The sequence below is a fragment of the Paenibacillus sp. SEL1 genome (assembly GCF_054602535.1).
The window spans coordinates 444,610-460,750 of record NZ_CM137723.1 but is presented as its reverse complement, the minus strand read 5'-3'; the positions used below and the strand labels follow the sequence as shown (position 1 = coordinate 460,750).

Sequence of the window (16,141 nt, the reverse complement as noted above, 5' to 3'; positions counted from 1 at the left end):
CTATTAACTGGTGTCGCTGCAATGATTGTTGCCACCAGCGAGTACAGTGAAGGAACTAGTGATATCGCTAAAGTCAGACAAGGTGATCTGTCCCAGTCTCGGAGCGGGCTTTGGCAAGCTGAATAAGTAGTATGGTGACATTATCAAATGCTGGTGAATAGCTACAACCTCAAAAACAAGCAATGAACTTGTAGAGGGTTTTTCAATAATTAGCTTACTTCTAATCAATCGACCCTATGAAATCCTATATATTCTTTTAAATAAAAAAGTTGACATATGTTTAAAAATAGGAAAAAGTCACTAAGACTAAAGTCGCTTGTTAGATGAATTATACATTCCTTAATCTGATGAAATTCGACATTTATATGCTGGACGGATGTGTTCGAAATTAAGCTAGAAGTCAACGGGGTTGTTGTATCAAGGAATAAGCCTTTTTTAGGAGTTCATAAAATAGGAAGCTAGAACGGATAAGTAGTGCCATTGCGCAATTGTGCTTGTCCTTTATGAGTTTTTCTTATCGCTCATTCACATATTATAAATTCAGTTCGTTTAGATTAGAATATTTGCATACATATGTATAAAAATGAGTATTAAGTCTCGGAAACTCCCTTTGCTACTGTGAATTGACAAAATATGAAGCAGTGGCTAATATGGTTGGGCATACGGGAGATATTGGAATTTATAAAGGGGTAATGAGTTTTGAACAAGAGACTAGATAACAGATGTAGTAGCAAAATGAAATGGAGCCAAACGATTTTTGGAGCGCTGTTGGCGCTTAGTCTGGTGTTACTTAGTGGGGGGAACGTGTGGGCCTCATCCAATGAACAATTAAAATGGATTGAAGGTGGCCGAAAGGTAGACCTGGGAAAAATGGCTGCGGTCGAACTGGACTCATCTCTTCTTTTCCTAGATGCAGCTAACACAGCAAAGGTAAGCGAAATGAATCACGAGAAGCCATCTGGTAAAGAAATTGGGAGTATATTTCCGAAAGATGAAAATCAAAATTGGGAAGTTGTTTTTGAATACTATGAACTTGGACACATCAAGGATGATGAAAAAGAAGACATCGATGCGGATGCCATTCTAGATAGTTATAAAGAGGGTTTAATGCTTCAACGGACAAAATTTCCGAATACGGCCTGATCGGATTGATTTTGGGAGGAGCAGGCTTGGCAGTTGCAAAAAAGGTAGGCTTGTTGGCATTACTCATTGCTTTTTTTAAGGGCGCGGGAATTAAGGTTATCATACTTATCGGTGCTGCTTGTGCAGGTGTGTTTGGTGTGATAGGCAAGTTTTTTGCCAAATTATTTCGTAAAAAAAGATCAGAATCCATGCACAATGAAACGAATGCTCAGGAGCGTTCAGACACCTTGTAGTAACTATATAGAAACACTCCATAAAATTGCTGATAAAAAGGGGATGGTGATTGAACGCAAAACATAATCTCAGGCGGCCTGAAAAGCACGAGCTGGATACGCAACTTGAGCAGAACAATATGAACAGATGATCATGGTGACGATAGATCCGTGAATCATCTGTTTTTTGTTTATTTTATCCTTTGTAATACTTTCGGTACACCGCGGGCGTAGTGCCTTCATACTTTTTGAATATTTTAATGAAATACCCCGGCTCATTGAAGCCGAGCTCGCTACTGATCTGGGATACCGGAATATCTGTAGCTTCGAGCAACTGCTTCGCCCATTTAATCTTCAGGCGGGAAAGATAGCTGGAAAAGTTCTCTCCCGTTTCCTTCGCAAACAGCCGACTAAAATAGCTTGGGCTAATGTGGCATAAGTCAGCCAAGGCTTTCAGAGAAAAAGTTTCACCTTTGTGCTCAAAAATATATTCGAAGGCGGGTTTTAGTACGGGATTTCCGCACGAAATATCCACATCTCCTGAGGAATTCAGATAGGCATCTGCTAAGAAATTATTCATTTCTTTCTTAAGGTTTTCGATATGCTCCAACGAGTAGCCAGGAAGGATCTCGGACAACTGTGGAGTGGACTGTGTGGCCGACGCCTTCTCGAACATTTCTGCGAGAAGATTTTTGTTCATCGCTTCTTCAACAATATAATTACACAATAAGGATAACATGCTGGAGATCGTCTGAATTTCCTGATAGGTCATGGACGGCAGATCGGCGTAGTCGTTCTTAAGTTCTTCCCATTTGGAACTGTACAGTTTTTCATTTTTTGAGGTGAGGATTTGCTCGAGATGTAAGGCGCTCGAAGGATCGGCTAAGCGGACCTGACCTGCCATGACGGCGCCGATGTACTTATCGTCGATAATGATCGGTACCGCGATGTCGATGATATCATAATGACAGAGATAAATATAAGGTTTGTTGGAACGCACCGCTTCAAGTCCACCGCGAGAATCACATTTTTGGCAGTAGGGAAGGAGATTCTCATCTTGGCGAACCTTCTTGCAAAACGATTGGCATTGGCTGTGGCTAGTTACGGGATTCCCTTTATAATCGACGGTGAGAATGGCTAATTTGGTAACGGATGCTAATGAATCTTGCAACTGCTCCCACTTTTTCAAATCGAAGATTTTCTGGATGCTCAAATGTTCACGTATCAAGATTCTCATCCCTTATAGGTAAATTATTCTGTAAGCAATAACAAAAAAGTACAATTCGTGATCTTCAGTGCAAAAAAATACGATTGTAAATTATAATATATTCCTTGATTCCTCCAATGTAAAGTTTACATGGTTCGGTTATAGTCTTAATCAGAACGAAGCCAACACAATCATAAGGAGGAATTATAGATGAGAAAAGCTTTTATCAGCCCAAGCAAATATGTACAAGGTGAAAACGAATTGTTGAATTTGGGTTACTATGTGAGCACCTTCGGCAAATCCGCTTTACTGATTGCGCATCCTGACGATGTGGCGCGGGTAAAAGATAAGCTTGATTCCACTTTGGGTAAATATAACGTAACCTTTATTGAAAGCGGTTTTATGGGTGAGTGTTCCAGACAGGAAGTGTCCAGACTTCAGGAAATTGCTACTGCAAACGGATGCGATTGTATCGTAGGTCTCGGCGGTGGAAAAGCGATCGACGCGGCGAAATGCGTGGCTCAAGGGGAAGCGCTAATCATCTGTCCGACGATTGCTGCGACGGACGCACCGACAAGCCACTCGGCCGTTCTTTACACCCCAGAAGGCGCTTTCGACGATTACGCCTATTTTAAGCAAAGTCCGAGTGTCGTATTAGTCGACACCACCGTTATCGCTAATGCACCAACCCGATTCCTTGTATCAGGCATGGGTGATGCACTGTCAACTTACTTTGAGGCCCGTGCGACTTCCCGTTCTTACTCTAGGGTCAATGCCGGACTGCCTAACGGAGTACGCGAAGGACAGTGTGCGCCAGCAGTAGGTACGAATGCGGCGATTGCACTTGCAACGCTATGCTATGAAATGCTGTTGAAAGACGGTGCCAAAGCAAAAGCGGCATGTGATGAAAACCAAGTTACGCAAGCACTCGAAAATATCATTGAAACTAATATTTTACTCTCAGGCCTCGGCTTCGAAAGCGGCGGACTTGCGGCGGCCCATGCAATTCATGATGGACTCACGATTTTGGAAGGCACACATCATTATTATCATGGAGAGAAAGTTGCATTCGGCACGATCGCACAGCTGGTGCTCGAAAACGCACCGACGGAGGAATTACATCAGGTCCTTGATTTCTGTTTAGCCGTCGGTTTACCGGTCTGCTTGGCTGATATCGGCGTCGATCATATCAGCCAGGAAGAACTCATGGAAGTAGCCGCAAAGGCTTGCATTTTGGAGGAATCGATTCATTCCATGCCGTTTCCGGTCACAGTGGAGCAGGTTGCAGCGGCAATCGCTGCGGCCGACCGTATCGGGAGCCAGTACAAAGCGGAGGTAAAGTAGCATGAAAAAGGTCATCAACCGTGCGGAAAATTTGGTCCTTGAGATGTGCAGTGGTATTGCGCTTGCGCATCCCGAATTGGAATTTCTGCCAAAATACAAAGTGCTCAAGAAAAAGGAATTGAACGCGGAGAAAGTAACGCTCATCAGCGGCGGTGGCAGCGGGCATGAGCCCGCCCACGCCGGCTTCGTTGGCAAAGGGATGCTCGATGCCGCGGTCTGCGGTGATGTCTTCGCCTCTCCCTCACAGATTCAAGTATATCAGGCCATCCGAGCGACAACTGGGAAAAAAGGTGCGCTGCTGATTATTAAAAATTACAGCGGCGATATTATGAACTTTAGAAACGGCGCCCATTTGGCCACTGAAGACGGTCTGGAAGTGGACTATGTAAAGGTTGAGGACGACATCGCTGTAGAAGACAGCCTATATACAGTCGGACGGCGCGGGGTGGCGGGAACGGTACTTGTCCATAAGATCGCGGGTGCAGCGGCGGAAGAGGGCCGGAGTCTGGCGGAAGTTAAAGCAGTGGCCGAGAAAGCCGCTGCGAATGTACGCAGTATCGGATTCGCATTGACTTCGTGTACCGTGCCGGCGAAGGGCACGCCAACATTAGAGCTCGGGCATGATGAAATCGAGTACGGCGTCGGCATTCACGGCGAGCCTGGGACCAGCCGTGAGAAGCTGACGGATGCGGATACGCTGGCAGGCAGAATGGTAACCGATCTCCTTCGAGACATGCAGATCGAAACTGGCTTCAGCGGAGAAATCGCCCTGTTGATCAATGGTTTCGGCGGTACGCCTCTGCAAGAACTGTACCTCTTCAACCATTCGGTCACTCGCGAACTAGCAGCGAAGGGGATCACGATCGATCGCACTTTTGTCAACAATTATATGACGAGTATCGATATGGCAGGTATCTCGGTTTCCATCATGAAGCTGGACAACGAACTGAAAACGCTCCTTTCCCATGAAAGCAACGCACCTGCGTTCAAGGTGGCTGGACCTGTTGATCATGTCGAATTCACGGATATTTCAACTGTAGCAGACGAAAATCGGCAAGTATCCTTTGAGGTAGAAACGGACCCTGCCTTCGCGGTTATTGAGAACAACAAAGTTACGTTGAACAATCTTATCTACCTAGTCGATAAGATGAGCGAGGTTATCATCAAGAATGAGGTATCTTTCTGCGATCTTGACTCTCATGCAGGCGACGGCGACTTTGGCATGAGCGTTGCTAAGGGGTTTCGTCAGCTGAAACGGGAATGGAGAGACATCCTGAATCAAGATTCTTTGACGATGGGAGCCTTTCTTCATTCATGCTCGCTCGTCATCATGGAGTACTGCGGTGGCGCTTCGGGTCCGATCTGGGGCTCAGCATTTCGCGCAGCGGCACGATCTGCGGACGAACGAAGCGAACTCACCGTTTCCGAATTTGCAGATATGATGCAGGCTGCGGTGCAAGGCATACAATCGACAGGCGAACGTTCTTTCGGCAGAGGAGCCGTCGTGGGCGATAAAACGCTTATAGATGCATTAGTGCCATGTGCGGATAGCTGGGTGGAGAGCGCGAAATTAGATTTTGACGTGAAGACAGCCTTTATAAGAGGTGCTCAAGCCGCTGTATCAGGGGCCAAAAAGACGGAAGACATCGTGGCGCGCATGGGCCGTGCCGGAACGGTAGGAGAGAGAAGCCTTGGTTATCCAGACGCGGGGGCTTATGCGCTTGGAGTGATTTTTACGGAGCTTGCTGAATGTTTGAACTAATTCTATAAATCCAAAATTACTGGCACGAACCCTTCGTTTAGATAGCTATTCCTGCCTGTAACACTCGCTAATTCTTAAAAATTCAAGGTTTGTTCATTGCAATTGATGTGCATTAGGTTTATAATTTCAGACGGATTCAAAGGGCTTATCCCGGAATCCATGGGAGTTCATCCCATCTGAGCTAGCTTACTGCATGCTCAAATATGAATTAAGCGAGGGATTTACAATGAAAACCTGCTGCACCATCCAAGTTGACGAAGACAGTTTAGTTATTGATTTGCCAGAAGAAGGAACCACGCTAGAGTCCCTGCTCGGTGATATTGAGAGCTGTGGAGGTAGTGAAGAACCTTGGCTGCAACTTATTGACAAGGTAATAGGTAACTCATCTGAGACTGTACTGACAGATCAAGCGACGGATGGCGGCGATATGAAGGAAGATCAGACGACCAAAGAACCTCAAGCAACTGCTCAGGGGTAATAGGGAGATCCTACGTTAAGACGAAATTTGTAACATTATTCGATCACATATAAGATCATCTATAAGACTGCTACCGAGCCAAGGCACGGGAAGCAGTCTTTTTTTATCAAACAACTAAAAATTCTCCGAATTTTGCTATCGGTAGATGAGTCTTTTGTCCCTTTAGTATTCTATAGTAGCCAACCAAGCAGAACACATCCCAAAACCGTGACTTCCTGTTCATTTTCAATCATAGAGTCGAAATGTAACATGAAACTAACTATAATAGTAGTATCATCCATATACAGGTAAGTGACATCGATGTTTGGACCTGATCCTCTTATTGTATGAAGGAGGGGGTAAAAAAGCAGAGAACAACGCACTGATAAGTCTCATCTACTTTATAAAAAGGAAGGAACGTGTAAATGATGAATGGGCAATGGGTCCTGCCAAGGATCGCAAAAAGAGTAGCGGTGATGCTAACAGCAGTATTGCTATTAACGTTAACGAACGGATTCAACTGGAATACGCAAACAGCAGAGGCTGCCGGGACGACCCCTGTGGAACGTTACGGACAACTTTCAGTAAAAAATGGTAAACTTGTGGATAAAAATGGTAAACCTGTACAGCTCAAAGGTATTAGCTCTCACGGCGTCCAATGGTTTGGGGATCTGGTAAATCAGGACTCTATGAAATGGCTACGGGACGATTGGGGCATTTCCGTATTCCGGGTTGCACTGTATACTGAAGAAAATGGTTATATTGCCAACCCTTCTTTGAAAAATAAAGTGAAGGAAGCGATTGAGGCAGCACAGAAACTGGGCTTGTACGTCATTATTGACTGGCACATTCTTTCAGATGGCGATCCGAACATTCATAAAAATGAAGCCAATGCTTTCTTTAATGAATTTTCGACTCAGTACGGCCATTTGCCTAACGTAATCTATGAACTTGCCAATGAGCCGAATGGGAATGTGAACTGGAACAATCAAATCCGACCTTATGCGTCTGAGGTATCTCAGGTTATTCGAGCTAAGGACCCGGACAATATTATTATTGTAGGAACAGGCACATGGAGTCAGGATGTACATGATGCAGCAGACCATCCACTTCCAGACAAGAATACAATGTATACCGTACATTTCTATGCGGGTACGCATGGACAGTACTTGCGCGATCGGGTCGATTATGCGCTGAACAAAGGCGTGGGCATATTTGCTACCGAGTGGGGTACAAGCGATGCTTCGGGTAACGGTGGTCCGTTCCTGAATGAATCCAAAGTATGGACTGATTTTCTTGCAAGCCGTGGAATCAGCTGGACTAACTGGTCGCTGGCAGATAAAAATGAGACCTCTGCTGCGCTGTTGCCTGGTGCTGATCGTAAGGGCGGATGGCCTGATTCGCAATTGTCGGCTTCCGGCAAATTCGTAAAACAGGCGATTCTGGAAGGCTCCAGCAACAATGGTGGAGGCGGGAACAACAACGGTGGGGATAACGGCGGAGATGGCAATACTGGCAATACTGGCAATACTGGCGGTGATAACGGTGGTGGCAACAACGGCGGCAATAACGGCAACGGAGGAAGTACACCAGGCAGTAACGATCAAGGAATTGTGCTTCAGTATCGCACTGGTGACACGAACGCCAAGGATAACGCAATCCGTCCTGAATTTAATATAAAAAACACAGGAAAAACAGCTGTGAAGCTGAGTGATCTAAAAATTCGCTACTATTACACAGATGAAAGCAAACAAGCTCAACAGTTTTTTGTGGACTGGGCTAGGATTGGCACTGAAAAGGTAAAAGCAACTTTTGTAACATTGCCGAATCCAAAGGCCAAGGCTGATAAATATGTGGAGATTTCTTTCACAGATGGAGCGGGAACGATTCAGCCCGGCGGGGAAAGTGGAGAAATTCAACCCCGGATTCATGCTGCAAATTGGAGTAATTTTGATGAGACCAACGATTACTCCTATGGTGCTACCCAAACAGCATTCGCAGACTGGGACCATGGCACTGTATATCAGCAGGGTAAGCTGGTTTGGGGTATAGAACCTTAGAATTTAACCGTTACTAACTTTATCGAAACGAGTAAAGGTATGGGACTTTAGGGTGCAATCTTTCCAAGCTTTGGAGTATAAAGCATACGTCTTTGGTATATGGATACTGGAACTTTGGGAGTGGACGACCCACCCTTTAGTGTCGGTTTATGTACTACTAAAGTACCATATGATATTCGACTTTTGTGGTGCTTGAATTACTTCCATAGTGCAGAGGGGTTGGTTCCAATGAACCCTTCTCTACGACAAACCCCCGCTGTTGCCATCATAGGCAGGCGGGGGTTTTAATGTTTCAGAAGCTCAGCCTCCGTTCAATTGCGTCTATACCAAAGCAAAAGCTTTGGCCAGCAGACGGTAGGACTGAACACGTTTATCAAAGTCATGAATGGATGAAACGACCAGTAACTCATCGGTACGATACTGCTCAGCCAGTCTTAGCAGCTGTTCTTTACACTGTTCAGGGGTACCCACAACACGCCAGGCTGCGGACTGACGCAGACGCTCACGATCCAACTCCGTGTACGGATAGGACATTGCTGTTTTCACCGACGGAAGAGAACTCATTTCTTTACCTTGCATGAGCAAAAGGAAATACAAACTAGCACTGGACGCCAGCTGCTCAGCTTCCTCTTCGGTTTCCGCGCAGGCCACCGTAACTGCCGCCATGGAATGGGGCTTATCACCCAGGATCGAAGGCTGGAATTGCTCGTGGTAACGTGCGGTAGCTTCTACACCACCTGGAGTCCCGAAAAATTGGGCAAAGGCATAGGAGGCACCCATCATCGCGGCCAATCTGGCGCTCTCTCCGCTGGAGCCTAGCAACCATAATTCAGGAACGGTCGATATCATCGGGGAGGCATGAAGACCGGCAAACCGATGATTGTCAGGCACCGAATCATGGAAGTAGTCGATTAAATCGAGAATCTGCTGTGGATATTGTTCGACAGATTGATACTTGCCTTCCTGCAGGGCACGAGTAGCCAGGGGTAAACCACCGGGAGCACGTCCTATTCCCAGGTCGATGCGTCCTGGATGGAGCGCCTCCAGCAAGCGGAAGTTTTCGGCGACTTTATACGCGCTGTAGTGTGGCAGCATAATACCGCCTGAACCCACACGAATGCGTGATGTGTGAGCAGCCAAATGCGCAATCAGCACCTCAGGGCTGGAGTGCGCTAGTGTTTTGGACGCATGATGTTCGGATACCCAATAACGGCTATATCCCAGTTGATCAGCTTCACGCGCTAAATCTGTTGTATTGGATAATGCATCCTGAGCAGTACCGCCTTCAGGAATATGAGACTGGTCCAGTATACCCAGTTTAAGCATTTATAATCACCTCTTACACAACTGTATCAGACACAACTCATTAGGTCAAAACTCAAAAATGGATAGGTTGGAGTTTGGGGATCTTTTCGTTATAATAAAGGATGTGTAAAGGATGAGAGAACATCCTTGCTTATGGAGAGGGGATTAAATTTGTGTTAAGAACACCTTTGGGGCGTGTCCGACTCATGCTCTGGATTCAAGCTATAGCTTATTTGGCGATACTATTCACCCACCAGCCCCTGCAAGCTGCGGGCATGACCCAGGCGGTTATGGTGATTGGTAACATATACCGGGTGAGCTTTTTGTTGCTCCTCGTTGCTTTGATCTATGGGAAAACAGCACTGCATTGGTCTATACGGCGGCCTCTTTTTATTATGTTTGCCTCCTTCATTCCGTTTGGTCTGATGATTATGGATTTTGTTTGGGTGCGAAAATGGACAGGGGATTCGGCAGCAGAACAGCGAGCTGCATCGTAATCTTAGAAGATTTGTTTCGTGTGAGTTGTCGAGGAGTTTATCCGGGCGTAAGCGGGACTGGCCCCGATGCAGTAGAAAAGAACATTACGCAGTTTGATGCGTGGTGTTCTTTTTTTGTGCACCGGAGGAATCATTCTATATATTGTACTTTCGAGCGTTGGAAATCGAATTAAGAAAAATGCTGAACTAAAAATTCTGCCGTTTTGCGTCTTTGAAAGCCTTCAACCCAATGTCCGGTAAAGGGATAAATTTCAATCGTTTTCGGTGATTCAATACGGTTATAAGCGGCGAAAATTGTCTCTGGCATACACACCGTATCCTTGAACCCTACCGATACCATGATCGGGGTACGAATACGATGAGCCAGATTCATCACGTCAAAATAACTTAATGTATGTAGTACCTGCTCTAAATGCTCCGGAAATCGGTTGGCGAATTCAGCTGCTTCCGTCAGTGAACTGGTAGAATTCATCATACCAAAATCCATATGACACATATTGGGGATATCCGCTACCGTAATGGCAGCTTTATTGCTGAGCGCAGCCACCATTAATGAAAGTCCGCCGCCCTGACTGGCGCCACTGATTGCGATTTTAGCCGAATCGACATCTGACTGCTCCGCTACCCAATCTACGGCTCTAAGGGCATCGGTTGTAATTGTTTTGTAGTAGCAGGTATCCTTGTCCAATATTCCTTTCGTTACCCAGCCTTTAATCGTACCATGAGGATCACCCAGACGGTCTCCCGTTTCTCCTCCCTGACCACGCACATCTACCGCCAATACTGCAAAGCCAAGCATGAGCCAGGAGGAATAATCTTCAGGATAGCCTTTTCCGCCTGTATAGCCATGAAACAGAACGATACACGGCAGTTTTTGATCTCCGGCAAATCGGGGGCGTACATACCAGGCATGCAGAGGCGTATCATCGACACCCTCAAAAGTAACCCGGTAAGCAAGAATATGAGGATATGGCGTTTCTACGAGAGTTTTGAACGCATGTACAGGTTTGGCGTGAACTTCTTCCAGTGTATTGGCCCAGAATAAATCTATATCCTTCGGGGCGGTAAGATCAGGCCGATATTGCTTCAATTCGGCAATTCTTTTTTCAATAACATTCATAATTAAAATTCTCCTTCATATAGAATGAACTTTTCCTTAAGCTTTACCCGGTAAAGTTGACTCCTCCAGCTCTCTTAGCAGCTCAAATGCTCTTTCATTAGTGCTTCCACACGTATCCTCATCAGCATGGAATCCACTGCATATAACTGGGCGCTCAGGTTTGCCAAACAATCGGCAACGGTAATCGGAAGTTAACTGAGGGCAAGGAACACCAGCTGGTTTTCCATCTGGCATGCCAGGAATAGGGGAAGAAATCGTAATGGCAATACAGCAGGCGGCACATCCTACTCGACACTCCAGTTGGGGTCACTCCTTAATTAATCTGTTATTTTTGTAACTTATGCATGAAGTGACATTAATGAAGCCATAATGTGAGGATGGCACAAAAAAAGCAGGAATACAAGGATAAGCGCACATTAGACACACTTTTTACACTAGGGGTGTATAAATAGTCGTAGAGGCACGTAGGATGGTATCAAGCCCCTAAATCAGTGTTTCGTTCGGTGGTAATATTAACCAATTGTCTTCTGTGTGTTCAAAAGGAGTTCGAGTGGTTAATAATAGAACACAACGATAAAAACTTAAACGAGGTGACGCAAAATGAGTTGGTTATGGGCATTGATTGTTGGTGGTATTATTGGTTGGTTGGCAGGAATTATCGCAGGTCGTGATGTTCCGGGTGGCGTGATAGGTAACATCATCGCTGGCTTTATCGGTGCATGGTTGGGTAGCTTGATTCTGGGAGACTGGGGTCCTGAAATCGGATCGTTCTACATCGTTCCTGCATTAATTGGTGCGATTGTGCTGGTCGTGATTGTAAGCTTGATCTTCCGTTCCGTTGGACGGAGCAGGGGTTAACTTTACGAATCATTGAATAGACTAGCCCCTATGGGGATTAGGACTAAAATGAAAAAAGCTGCTTCCGCAAGGTTCGAAAATGAACCTGTGGGAGCAGCTTTTTTTGAGGAAAATGACGAATTTTTCCTATTGAAACCGCCTGATATGAGGAACACTTAGAACGCCCAGCACGATACACATGCCGATGGTTGCAAACATGCCAATTGTGAACATACCACCAAGCTTATCTGCCACAGCACCTACTGCCAGATAGCCGACAGGGAGCAGGGCAAAGGAAAACATTAGATCCAGACTAGCTACACGTCCAAAAGACTCGGCTGGGACTAATTCCTGGAGGCTTGTCTCCCAGATAATCGCAAATATCATAATGCCAAATCCTTCGAGCATCATGCTCATAATCAGTCCTGGCATCCAAGTGACTACAGACAACAGTAGTAAAGCAAGACCGCTGACAAAAGCTCCTAAGTAAGCGAGTAGACCGCGATGCTTCCAATGCTTGCGTGATCCATACACAAAGGCCCCCAGCATAGCGCCAATGCCGCTACTTGCCATCGCAATGCCGTATACGACTGGACTGTAGCCATGATGAACCTTGAACAGCCACGGAATGAGTACAGCGATAATGCCTGAATAACAAATATTAATGAAGGAAAAGGCAAGAATCGTAATCCATAGCCAGGGGTGGCTTTTGAGAATGGTAAAGCCTGCGATAAAATCCTTGAGAAAATGCTGCTTACCCTGATCTTGCTGTTCTGGATCTACCTGACCTTTGCCGATGATGGAGGCCAAATGAGCGCTTAACATCCAAAAACAGGCAAAAGATATCAGATAAGCGATAGAATCCAGTCCAAAGCCAACACCAGGTGAGGAAAAAGATACAATGAAGCCTCCTAACGGAGGGCCAAGTAGACGGACGGCTTGTATACTGATCTGGCTAAGTGCGTTGGCTGCATTGCGTATGTCCGGTGTGAATACCTGTGCACGTAAGGCAGAATAAGCAGGATTAAAGATACCGTCCATCAATCCGTACAACGCTAGGCCAACGAATAGAACCGGCAATTTCATTCCGCCTGTAAACATCAGCACCGCCGCAATGAACATCAGTCCAAACCGGGCGATATTCGTAAACAGAAGGAGACGAATTCGGTCAATTCTATCCACGATCATGCCTGCGAAAGGCAGAATAAGTACGTTAGGCAACATATAAACAGTCATCGCCAGTCCCATAATAGTAGTCGAGCCTGTTAGGGAATAGATAACCAGTGGCAAAATGACTGTGGTGACTGAGCTCCCCAACATTGCGATCCAATGTCCAAGCCACAACAAAGTGAACGCTTTGGATTGTTTTAAAGGTGAAGTGAAGGTAGCCCAGGCCGAGTGACTTCCTTCAGGTGATGTAGAGGATAAGGTTGAATTTTGGGTATCCATGATCACACTCCGGTATATTTCTAAACTGCATATTAAAACCTATTATACGAAATCTCTAACGTAAGGGTACAGAAAAAGTTGCAGTGAGGGGAGTTATAATGAATAGCCTGCCAATGAAAGAGTCAACCTAGAATAACTTTAGGCTGCAAAGATATATAGCTTACCTTTTGCATAGGGATTATTGGATAAAAGCATTGACGCGTGAAAATGAATGATGTACTATTCAATGACCAGCCGCGTGCTAGGTTATCAAGAAAAAGGGAAAGAGTGTGGATACCATGAAAAAATTTAGTTTTTTGCCGATTGTACTCATCGTGATGGCATTGCTGGTTTCGGCCTGCGGTAACAACGATAAAGGCGCCAGTAACAATAATGCATCTACCGGAGATAACGGATCTAATAATGGAAAAGCAGATACTACTGCTACTGCTACTCTTGAATCTGTAAAAGCAAGCGGCAAGCTAAGAATTGGCACGGAAGGCACCTATGCTCCGTTTACCTACCATGATGCTGCAGGGAAACTGACAGGCTTCGATGTCGATATTGCGACTGAAGTGAGCAAACGCCTGGGTGTACAACCGGAGTTTATCGAGACGCAATGGGACGGCATATTCGCAGGGTTGAACTCCAAGCGGTTTGACACGGTGTTCAATGAAGTATCCATTACAGATGAGCGCAAGCAAAAATATGATTTTTCCGATCCGTATATTGTCTCCAAGGCAGTTCTGATCGTAAGCGAAGACAATACAGACATCCAGAAATTTGCTGATCTAAAAGGGAAAAAGGCTGGGCAGTCCCTGACCAGTAACCTGACTCAAATCGCGAAAAGCAACGGCGCAGAAATTGTGGCAACAGAGGGATTCAACCAAGCCATTGACCTCCTGACTTCCAAGCGGGTGGATGCGACCGTCAATGATGGATTATCCTATCTTGATCTGAAAAAGCAAAAGCCTGACGCACCAATTAAAAAGGTGGACGAATCTTCAGATGCTTCACACAGCGCAGCTGTATTCAATAAAGGCAGCGAAGATTTGATCAAGGAAGTAAACAAAGCGCTGGCTGATATGAAGGCTGACGGTACGTACCTGAAAATTTCCGAGAAATATTTTGGAGCTGACGTATCCAAATAATAAATGAAGACCCAACGTTCGCCAAGTCGAACCGAATCTTCCCAAACCTATCTTTTCAAAGGATGTCTGTACAATGGATGATCGCCAAATACAAATCATTATCGATTCATTATTGCCTCTGCTTAAAGCAGGGGTTTCTTTTACGATTCCGCTCACGCTTATCTCCTTTGCTCTTGGACTCGTGCTGGCGCTGATTACAGCGTTGGCCCGGCTGTCCAAATGGAGAATACTCAAGCTGATTTTCGGCTTCTATGTATGGGTGATTCGAGGAACTCCTTTGCTGGTGCAATTGTATATTATTTTCTATGGTTTACCTTCCGTAGGTATTACACTGGACCCGTTTATTGCTTCAGTGATCGGCTTTACTCTCAGCGTAGGGGCTTATAGCTCTGAAATTATGCGTGCGGCTATCATATCCATTCAGGAAGGCCAATGGGAGGCGGGGTACTCCTTGGGGATGACGCGATGGCAAGTATTGCGTCGTATCGTGCTTCCGCAAGCATCCCGTGTGTCCGTACCTCCGTTGGCTAATTCATTCATCAGCTTGGTGAAGGATACCTCACTGGCTGCGACCATCACCTATGTGGAAATGTTCAGAACGGCTAACCAGATTGTAGCTACCACATACGAACCGCTATTGGTGTATACCGAGGCGGGAGTTATTTACCTGCTGTTTAGCACCATTTTGACTGTGCTGCAAAATTACCTGGAGAAGCGACTAGGCCGTTTTTCCGTCAGATAAAGGAGATTGTACCGGTGATCCAAATTCGGAATATACACAAATCGTTCGGCTCGCTGGAAGTGCTTAAGGGTGTTGACGTGACGTTGGATAAGGGGAAAGTGCTTGTTATCATTGGTCCTTCCGGCTCTGGTAAAACAACGCTTTTACGCTGCTTGAATTTGCTGGAGGTTCCTGACCAAGGAGAGATCCAAGTAGGGGATATTGCACTGAATTTTGCGAAAGGAACGAAGCTCCGGCAAGAAAACATTTTGGCGCTGCGAAAGCGGACAGGGATGGTATTTCAATCCTACAACCTCTTCCCGCATATGACAGCCGTACAAAATGTGATGGAGGGACAAGTCACGGTTCAGAAAAAGAGCAAGGACGAGGCGCGCAAACGTGCATTGGAATTGCTAAAAAAAGTGGGGTTGGCTGATAAAGCGGAATCCTATCCTCATCAGTTATCGGGAGGACAGCAGCAACGGGTCGGTATTGCCCGGGCAATGGCTGTCGAACCTGAGGTACTATTGTTCGACGAACCGACCTCTGCGCTTGATCCTGAGTTAGTAGGTGAGGTGCTTAAGGTCATAAAGCAACTGGCTGCTGAAGGGATGACCATGGTTATTGTCACCCATGAAATGAAGTTTGCAGCTGAGGTGGCGGACCATGTGATTTTGATGGATCAGGGTGTAATCGTTGAGCAGGGTACGCCGCATGAGGTTTTGGAGCAGCCGACCAGTTCGCGGGCTATTCAATTTTTGAATCGTCTAAGCGGGGAAGCAGAATAAAGGGAATTTGAGTGTTTGTTAAATATAAGCGATTAGACAGAATAAAAAGGCAGCTACAGGCGGGCGTTGAAAAATAAGCCCCGCACCCGTAGCTGCCTTTTACTCATCA

General features: G+C 45.8%; 14 protein-coding genes and 1 pseudogene. 10 read left to right on the top strand and 5 right to left on the bottom strand.

The window, feature by feature from the left end; genetic code table 11:
* Positions 1-735: 735 nt before the first annotated feature.
* Positions 736-1,376 (top strand): annotated as a pseudogene (locus ACYCSE_RS02100) (DUF2167 domain-containing protein).
* A 175-nt stretch (positions 1,377-1,551) separates the two neighbouring features.
* Here ACYCSE_RS02100 and ACYCSE_RS02095 read toward each other — a convergent pair.
* Positions 1,552-2,583, bottom strand: coding sequence for a PocR ligand-binding domain-containing protein (locus ACYCSE_RS02095; RefSeq protein WP_235308917.1), 1,032 nt, complete (start codon positions 2,581-2,583; stop codon positions 1,552-1,554).
* Between the two features lie 189 nt (positions 2,584-2,772).
* Between ACYCSE_RS02095 and ACYCSE_RS02090 the strand changes: the two genes are divergently transcribed.
* From ACYCSE_RS02090 to ACYCSE_RS02075, 4 genes are all read left to right on the top strand, one after another.
* The gene (locus ACYCSE_RS02090; RefSeq protein ID WP_061828720.1) at positions 2,773-3,906 is read left to right on the top strand and encodes a glycerol dehydrogenase; all 1,134 of its coding nucleotides are present in this window, start codon (positions 2,773-2,775) and stop codon (positions 3,904-3,906) included.
* A 1-nt stretch (position 3,907) separates the two neighbouring features.
* The gene (gene dhaK / locus ACYCSE_RS02085) at positions 3,908-5,668 is read left to right on the top strand and encodes a dihydroxyacetone kinase subunit DhaK (RefSeq protein ID WP_459701136.1); all 1,761 of its coding nucleotides are present in this window, start codon (positions 3,908-3,910) and stop codon (positions 5,666-5,668) included.
* 226 nt (positions 5,669-5,894) lie between these two features.
* Complete coding sequence (locus tag ACYCSE_RS02080; RefSeq protein ID WP_025723818.1) at positions 5,895-6,146, top strand: hypothetical protein; 252 nt, start codon at positions 5,895-5,897, stop codon at positions 6,144-6,146.
* Between the two features lie 404 nt (positions 6,147-6,550).
* Complete coding sequence (locus tag ACYCSE_RS02075) at positions 6,551-8,185, top strand: cellulase family glycosylhydrolase (protein WP_459701133.1); 1,635 nt, start codon at positions 6,551-6,553, stop codon at positions 8,183-8,185.
* Between the two features lie 321 nt (positions 8,186-8,506).
* Here ACYCSE_RS02075 and ACYCSE_RS02070 read toward each other — a convergent pair whose 3' ends face one another.
* Entirely contained in the window at positions 8,507-9,511 is a 1,005-nt protein-coding gene (locus ACYCSE_RS02070) for an LLM class flavin-dependent oxidoreductase (protein ID WP_165178664.1), read from the bottom strand.
* A gap of 152 nt (positions 9,512-9,663) precedes the next feature.
* Between ACYCSE_RS02070 and ACYCSE_RS02065 the strand changes: the two genes are divergently transcribed.
* Positions 9,664-9,987 carry a DUF3817 domain-containing protein gene (locus ACYCSE_RS02065; RefSeq protein ID WP_025723814.1) on the top strand — a complete coding sequence of 108 codons (324 nt, stop codon included), beginning with the start codon at positions 9,664-9,666 and terminating at the stop codon, positions 9,985-9,987.
* A gap of 169 nt (positions 9,988-10,156) precedes the next feature.
* Here the strand turns inward: ACYCSE_RS02065 and ACYCSE_RS02060 are convergent, their stop codons facing one another.
* A complete protein-coding gene (locus tag ACYCSE_RS02060; RefSeq protein ID WP_459701130.1) occupies positions 10,157-11,107 on the bottom strand; it encodes an acetylxylan esterase in 951 nt (316 codons plus the stop codon).
* Positions 11,108-11,143: 36 nt separating this feature from the next.
* Positions 11,144-11,407, bottom strand: coding sequence for a YkgJ family cysteine cluster protein (locus ACYCSE_RS02055; RefSeq protein ID WP_459702464.1), 264 nt, complete (start codon positions 11,405-11,407; stop codon positions 11,144-11,146).
* A gap of 300 nt (positions 11,408-11,707) precedes the next feature.
* Between ACYCSE_RS02055 and ACYCSE_RS02050 the strand changes: the two genes are divergently transcribed.
* The gene (locus ACYCSE_RS02050) at positions 11,708-11,965 is read left to right on the top strand and encodes a GlsB/YeaQ/YmgE family stress response membrane protein (protein ID WP_025686368.1); all 258 of its coding nucleotides are present in this window, start codon (positions 11,708-11,710) and stop codon (positions 11,963-11,965) included.
* 126 nt (positions 11,966-12,091) lie between these two features.
* Here ACYCSE_RS02050 and ACYCSE_RS02045 read toward each other — a convergent pair whose 3' ends face one another.
* Positions 12,092-13,393 (bottom strand): MFS transporter, encoded by a 1,302-nt coding sequence (locus ACYCSE_RS02045; RefSeq protein WP_069290152.1) that lies wholly within the window; start codon positions 13,391-13,393, stop codon positions 12,092-12,094.
* 278 nt (positions 13,394-13,671) lie between these two features.
* On the opposite strand from ACYCSE_RS02045, the gene ACYCSE_RS02040 reads away from it, so the two are divergent.
* The 3 genes from ACYCSE_RS02040 to ACYCSE_RS02030 all read left to right on the top strand — a co-directional run bounded on the left by ACYCSE_RS02040 (position 13,672) and on the right by ACYCSE_RS02030 (position 16,032).
* Positions 13,672-14,523, top strand: a complete 852-nt coding sequence (locus ACYCSE_RS02040) for an amino acid ABC transporter substrate-binding protein (RefSeq protein WP_069290151.1) — start codon at positions 13,672-13,674, stop codon at positions 14,521-14,523.
* Positions 14,524-14,596: 73 nt separating this feature from the next.
* Positions 14,597-15,265: an amino acid ABC transporter permease gene (locus tag ACYCSE_RS02035; protein WP_023989825.1), complete on the top strand. Its 669-nt coding sequence runs from the start codon at positions 14,597-14,599 to the stop codon at positions 15,263-15,265.
* A gap of 14 nt (positions 15,266-15,279) precedes the next feature.
* On the top strand, positions 15,280-16,032 hold the full coding sequence (locus ACYCSE_RS02030) for an amino acid ABC transporter ATP-binding protein (protein WP_061828725.1): 753 nt from the start codon (positions 15,280-15,282) through the stop codon (positions 16,030-16,032).
* The last annotated feature ends 109 nt before the right edge of the window (positions 16,033-16,141 follow it).

Excerpts from the sequence above, each read along its gene's own strand:
- ACYCSE_RS02050 (WP_025686368.1), top strand. The coding sequence starts at position 11,708 with ATGAGTTGGTTATGGGCATTGATTGTTGGTGGTATTATTGGTTGGTTG.
- dhaK (WP_459701136.1), top strand. The coding sequence starts at position 3,908 with ATGAAAAAGGTCATCAACCGTGCGGAAAATTTGGTCCTTGAGATGTGC.
- ACYCSE_RS02040 (WP_069290151.1), top strand. The coding sequence starts at position 13,672 with ATGAAAAAATTTAGTTTTTTGCCGATTGTACTCATCGTGATGGCATTG.
- ACYCSE_RS02045 (WP_069290152.1), bottom strand. The coding sequence starts at position 13,393 with ATGGATACCCAAAATTCAACCTTATCCTCTACATCACCTGAAGGAAGT.
- ACYCSE_RS02090 (WP_061828720.1), top strand. The coding sequence starts at position 2,773 with ATGAGAAAAGCTTTTATCAGCCCAAGCAAATATGTACAAGGTGAAAAC.
- ACYCSE_RS02080 (WP_025723818.1), top strand. The coding sequence starts at position 5,895 with ATGAAAACCTGCTGCACCATCCAAGTTGACGAAGACAGTTTAGTTATT.
- ACYCSE_RS02035 (WP_023989825.1), top strand. The coding sequence starts at position 14,597 with ATGGATGATCGCCAAATACAAATCATTATCGATTCATTATTGCCTCTG.
- ACYCSE_RS02070 (WP_165178664.1), bottom strand. The coding sequence starts at position 9,511 with ATGCTTAAACTGGGTATACTGGACCAGTCTCATATTCCTGAAGGCGGT.
- ACYCSE_RS02060 (WP_459701130.1), bottom strand. The coding sequence starts at position 11,107 with ATGAATGTTATTGAAAAAAGAATTGCCGAATTGAAGCAATATCGGCCT.
- ACYCSE_RS02075 (WP_459701133.1), top strand. The coding sequence starts at position 6,551 with ATGATGAATGGGCAATGGGTCCTGCCAAGGATCGCAAAAAGAGTAGCG.